The organism is Microbulbifer mangrovi (assembly GCF_002009015.1).
In the GTDB taxonomy this organism is placed as follows: Bacteria; Pseudomonadota; Gammaproteobacteria; order Pseudomonadales; family Cellvibrionaceae; genus Microbulbifer; species Microbulbifer mangrovi.
On sequence record NZ_LZDE01000175.1, the window covers coordinates 1 to 5,327 of the forward strand.

A 5,327-nucleotide genomic window follows, 5' to 3' on the forward strand; every position below is an offset into this window, starting at 1 on the left:
GAATCCTTCCACCCCAGCCATATTTTCAGGTTGGCAGTGAGTTTGGCGAAAGCAGCGCACTCTGACAGGTTCGAGCCGGAGCTGGCGCAGCCAGCGGAGACCAGCGAGCCGCAGGCGAAGCTAATCCTTCCACCCCAGCCATTTCCTTTTTAAGTTTTCAGGAATTCATCCATGAATTCCTGAAAAGACGCTAAGCGCGGCGCATGTCCGCCCTTAGCTCCCGACGAATCAGCGACGCTGATTTGCGGGCGGGCCATCCTTGGCCCGCTACCGGAGCACTCGGTCTCTCCCGAGCTAAAATCAGGCACAGGCCCTCACCAGAAACTTGCACCAATGGTCGCCCAATGAAACGGCATCACACTAACCTGCAAGCAGTTCGCGCTCCGAAAACCCCCTGAATTTCACTACTATCATCTACTCCCAACGAAAAAGGTACTCGCAGTGGCTGACTTAATGGTCTTCACCGGCAACGCAAACCCGGAACTGGCACAAAAGGTTGTTGAGCATATGGCGATACCGCTGGGAGAAGCAGTGGTCAAGCGCTTCTCCGATGGCGAGATCGCGGTTGAGATCACCGACAACGTGCGCGGCCGCGATGTCTTTGTGGTGCAGTCCACCTGCCAGCCCACCAACCGCAACATCATGGAACTGATCCTGCTGGTTGACGCCCTGCGCCGCGCCTCTGCCGGCCGCATTACCGCAGTGGTCCCCTACTTCGGCTACGCACGCCAGGATCGCCGGGTGCGTTCACAGCGGGTGCCAATTTCCGCCAAAGTCGTTGCCGACATGATGGTAAGCGTGGGTATCGACCGCGTACTGACCGTCGACCTGCACGCCGAACAGATCCAGGGCTTCTTCGATGTGCCTGTGGATAACGTGTACGGCTCCTCCGTACTGCTGGACGATATCGAACGCCAGAAATACGAAGACCTGGTAGTAGTCTCCCCGGATATCGGCGGTGTGGTACGCGCGCGCGCCGTTGCCAAGAGCCTCGACTGCGACCTGGCCATCATCGACAAACGCCGCCCCGCTGCCAACGTTGCCGAGGTGATGAACATCATCGGTGAGATCAACGGCCGCACCTGCCTGCTGGTAGACGACATGGTGGATACCGCGGGCACCCTGTGCAACGCGGCCAACGCCCTGAAAGAACACGGCGCCAAGAAAGTTGTCGCCTACTGTACCCACCCGGTACTCTCGGGCAAGGCAATCGACAACCTGAACAACTCGGTTCTGGATGAACTGGTAGTCACCGACTCCATCCCCCTGGGTGACAAGATGGCGCAGTCTCCAAAGATCCGCCAGCTGACGCTTTCCGCCATGCTGGCCGAGTCCATGCGCCGCATCAGCAACGAAGAGTCCCTTTCCGCGATGTTCCGCTCCTAATCTCACTTATAGGAACCTGCCCAATGGCCGGTTCCTATAACGAGAAGTCGGCACATACACGCGACAATACGCTGGCAATCCCCAGCACTTGCCCTTAGAATACGCGCCCGCCCGGTACCGCCGGGCGTTTACTATTGGGCGTTTCAATAGATTTCGCCCACCTTATAGCAACGCCAGAAGGTTCCGGTCGCAGGTCCTTCTGGACAGACAACCTGAGGTTTACCCCATGTCTGATTTCAAACTGAATGCCAGCGTCCGTAGCGACGAAGGGAAAGGTGCGAGCCGCCGCCTGCGTCGCCTGGAAGCGAAAGTTCCGGCCATCATCTACGGTGGCGAAGTCGAGCCGCAATCCATTGCCCTGCTGCAGAAAGATATGTTCAAGGCTCTGGAAAGCGAAGCCGTATACTCCTCCGTTCTGACCCTGAATGTCGACGGCAAGGAAGAGACCGTGATCCTGCGCGACCTGCAGCGTCACCCGGCCAAAGCCATCCTGCTGCACGCTGACTTCCAGCGCGTATCTGCGAACACCAAAGTACACGTTAAAGTACCCCTGCACTTCCTGAACGAAGAGTCCTGCAAAGGTGTTAAGGCTGGCGGCATCGTGTCTCACACCCTGACCGAGCTGGACATCAACGCACCGGCTTCCAAGCTGCCTGAGTTCATCGAAGTAGACCTGGCTGACCTGGAACTGGACGCCACCGTTCACATCTCCGACATCAAACTGCCGGAAGGCGTTGAGTCTGTGGACCTGGCCCACGGTGAAGACCACGACCTGGTTGTTGCCTCCGTGCACAAGCCGCGTGGCGCCATCGAAGCTGACGCCGAAGAAGGTGAAGGCGAAGAGTCCGGCGAAGAGTAAGCCGGCAGACGTTCAGGTCTCCCGATAAGGTAAAGCACCTTGAGCAAGGCTCCCGACACGCCCATTCAGTTGATCGTCGGCCTGGGTAACCCAGGCCCCGAATATGATCGGACGCGTCACAACGCGGGAGCCGACTTTGTCTCCGAGCTGGCCCGTATCCACGGCGCCCAGCTCGCGCCAGACAGCAAATATCACGGTCTCACCGGCCGTGTGCGGATCGGCGGGCAGGATGTCCGCCTGCTGATTCCCACCACCTATATGAATCGCAGTGGCCAGGCAGTAGGCCCACTGGCGAACTTCTTCAAGATTCCCGCCGAAGCCATTCTCGTCGCCCACGATGAGCTGGACCTGCCCAGCGGCACCGCACGCCTAAAAGGCGGTGGCGGTCACGGGGGGCACAACGGCCTGCGCGACATCATCTCGGCACTGGGAAACAATCGCGATTTCATGCGTCTCCGCCTCGGCGTCGGCCACCCGGGCAATGCCCGCGATGTGGTCAACTACGTCCTGCAACGCGCCCCGCGTGTCGAACAGGACCAGCTAGCCGAAGCCATCGACCGCGCTGTCGATGTACTCCCCGCCGCCGCTACTGGCGACTGGAACGGGGCAATGAAGTCACTGCACACCAAAGCAAAATAGGTAACCGGCGCCTGCGCGCGTCCGATCACCAAACACCATATATACACCTACAGGATTCAGACCATGGGTTTTACTTGCGGCATCGTCGGCCTGCCCAACGTGGGCAAATCTACTCTGTTCAATGCCCTCACCAAGGCGGGCATCGACGCGGAAAACTTCCCCTTCTGCACCATTGAGCCCAACGCCGGTGTGGTACCCGTGCCGGATCCCCGCCTCGACAAGCTGGCGGAGATCGTCAATCCGCAGAAAGTAATCCCCACCACCATGGAGTTCACCGATATCGCGGGCCTGGTCGCCGGCGCCTCCAAGGGTGAAGGCCTGGGCAACAAATTCCTCGCAAACATCCGCGAGACCGATGCCATCGCGCACGTGGTCCGCTGCTTCGAAGATGACAACGTCATTCATGTCGCGAATAAGGTGCATCCGGTAGCAGACATCGAGGTTATCAACACCGAACTGGCACTCGCCGACCTGGACACCGTGGAAAAAGCCCTGCTGCGCTACACCCGCGCCGCCAAGGGACAGGACAAGCACGCCATCAAGATGAAGGCCCTGCTGGAAAAGATTCAACCGCATCTGGACGAAGCCAAGCCGCTGCGCTCATTCGGCCTCAGCGACGACGAGCTCGCGGACCTGCGCGAACTGAGCCTGCTGACCGTCAAGCCCACCATGTACATTGCCAACGTGGACGAAGACGGCTTTGAGAACAACCCGCACCTGGACGCGGTATCCGCCATCGCTGCAGAAGAGAATGCCGTCCTGGTGCCCATCTGCAACAAGCTGGAAGCGGAAATTGCCGAACTCGATGACGATGAAAAGCAGGAATTCCTGGAAGAGCTGGGCATGGAAGAACCGGGCCTGAACCGCGTAATCCGCGCCGGTTACAACCTGCTGAACCTGCACACCTACTTCACTGCCGGTGTCAAAGAAGTACGCGCCTGGACCATTCCCCTGGAAGCCACAGCACCGCAGGCTGCGGGCAAGATCCACACCGATTTCGAGAAAGGCTTTATCCGCGCTGAAGTGGTGGGCTATACCGACTTTGTGGATAACAAGGGCGAAGCCGGCGCCAAGGAAGCGGGTAAATGGCGCCTGGAAGGCAAGGATTACGTTGTCGCAGACGGCGATGTCATCCACTTCCGTTTTAACGTCTAAAACACCCGCCCCTTCCACACCGATTGAAGTAGTCCCGCACTGCGGGGTCCCACTAGGGCTCCGCAGTACCCCCCTCGGGTGCAACCCCGCACCTGATCTAGCACCATCACCGTAGGTTGCCATGTACCAATCCAACTGGAGAGTCGGCCTGCCGCTGGCACTGACCACCGCTTTCCTGTGGGCCCTGTTGCCCATCGCCATGAAAGGCCTGATCAGCGACATGGATTCCACTACCGTGACCTGGTTTCGCTTCTTTGGCGCAGCCCTGTTTGCCGGTGCCTGGTATGGCTCCCGCCGCGACCTGCAGCTCGGCGCACTGTTGCGCGGCAAACTGCTACCCTACACCGTGCTCGCCGTCGCCGGCCTGCTGGGCAACTATATTTCCTATGCCACCGGACTCAATTACATCACTCCTGGCGCCCTGCAGGTACTGATCCAGCTGGCACCACTACTGCTCCTGATTTTCAGCGTGATCTTCCTCGGCGAGCGCTTCTCTGCCCGTCAGTGGATGGGCGTGGGACTGGTATGTATCGGGCTGCCGCTGTTCTTCAACCTGCGTATTCAGGAGCTGGTGGAAGGGGAAGACCGCGAGTATCTGGTCGGTGTTGGCCTGGTGGTTATCGCCGCAGTGACCTGGGCCATCTACGGTCTGTTCCAGAAGAAGATCGTCGCCCAGTCGCGCCCACAGAACCTGCTGATACTGATCTATATTTCTGGCACCTTGTGCTTCCTGCCCGTCTCACAGCCATCCAGCGCACTACAGTTGGACGCACTCGGCTGGGGCCTGCTGGTTTTCCTGACCGTCAACACACTGATCGCCTACGGCGCCTTCGCCAAGGCTATGGGCGCCTGGGAAGCATCCCGGGTCAGTGCCACCCTCGCCCTGGTGCCACTGATGACTCTCGCGCTCAGCGCCGTCATCGGCAGCCTGTGGCCACAGTATATCGAAGTGGAGCCGCTGAACTGGATCAGCTGGGTTGGCGCAATAACCGTTGTGCTCGGCTCTCTGCTCGCTGCCATCGGCCGCGGACGCTGATCCCCGGGCAAAAAGCGGATTGCGCGCTAAGCTACTGATTAATTTACTAAAAAAGTGTTGACAGACCCCCGAGGTAGCCCGATAATGCGCGCCCTCGGTTAGACGAGATTGGTTGTGGCAAGGTAGCTCAGCTGGTTAGAGCGCAGCACTCATAATGCTGAGGTCGGGAGTTCAAGTCTCCCCCTTGCTACCATTTTTCTCTGTGAGTACCAGCCTCACAGCACCTTTACTGGGGTGTAGCCAAGCGGTAAG

The 5,327-nt window shown here is 59.1% G+C and carries 5 protein-coding genes and 1 tRNA gene; all 6 read left to right on the plus strand.

Annotated elements, in window-relative coordinates:
* Nucleotides 1–453 precede the first annotated feature (453 nt).
* The 6 genes from B4U49_RS01390 to B4U49_RS01415 all read left to right on the plus strand — a co-directional run bounded on the left by B4U49_RS01390 (nt 454) and on the right by B4U49_RS01415 (nt 5,268).
* Nucleotides 454–1,386, plus strand: coding sequence for a ribose-phosphate pyrophosphokinase (locus tag B4U49_RS01390; RefSeq protein ID WP_078082800.1), 933 nt, complete (start codon nt 454–456; stop codon nt 1,384–1,386).
* 226 nt (nt 1,387–1,612) lie between these two features.
* A complete protein-coding gene (locus tag B4U49_RS01395; protein WP_078082801.1) occupies nt 1,613–2,245 on the plus strand; it encodes a 50S ribosomal protein L25/general stress protein Ctc in 633 nt (210 codons plus the stop codon).
* 39 nt (nt 2,246–2,284) lie between these two features.
* Nucleotides 2,285–2,884, plus strand: coding sequence for an aminoacyl-tRNA hydrolase (gene pth, locus B4U49_RS01400; protein WP_078082802.1), 600 nt, complete (start codon nt 2,285–2,287; stop codon nt 2,882–2,884).
* A gap of 63 nt (nt 2,885–2,947) precedes the next feature.
* Nucleotides 2,948–4,039 carry a redox-regulated ATPase YchF gene (gene ychF / locus B4U49_RS01405; protein ID WP_078082803.1) on the plus strand — a complete coding sequence of 364 codons (1,092 nt, stop codon included), beginning with the start codon at nt 2,948–2,950 and terminating at the stop codon, nt 4,037–4,039.
* Nucleotides 4,040–4,160: 121 nt separating this feature from the next.
* Nucleotides 4,161–5,075, plus strand: a complete 915-nt coding sequence (locus B4U49_RS01410) for a DMT family transporter (RefSeq protein WP_078082804.1) — start codon at nt 4,161–4,163, stop codon at nt 5,073–5,075.
* Nucleotides 5,076–5,191: 116 nt separating this feature from the next.
* Nucleotides 5,192–5,268: transfer RNA gene (locus tag B4U49_RS01415), tRNA-Met, on the plus strand.
* Nucleotides 5,269–5,327: the final 59 nt, after the last annotated feature.

What these genes read in the sequence shown, in the direction of transcription:
- B4U49_RS01390 (WP_078082800.1), top strand. Translation starts at nt 454, where the DNA reads ATGGTCTTCACCGGCAACGCAAACCCGGAACTGGCACAAAAGGTTGTT.
- B4U49_RS01395 (WP_078082801.1), top strand. Translation starts at nt 1,613, where the DNA reads ATGTCTGATTTCAAACTGAATGCCAGCGTCCGTAGCGACGAAGGGAAA.
- ychF (WP_078082803.1), top strand. Translation starts at nt 2,948, where the DNA reads ATGGGTTTTACTTGCGGCATCGTCGGCCTGCCCAACGTGGGCAAATCT.
- B4U49_RS01410 (WP_078082804.1), top strand. Translation starts at nt 4,161, where the DNA reads ATGTACCAATCCAACTGGAGAGTCGGCCTGCCGCTGGCACTGACCACC.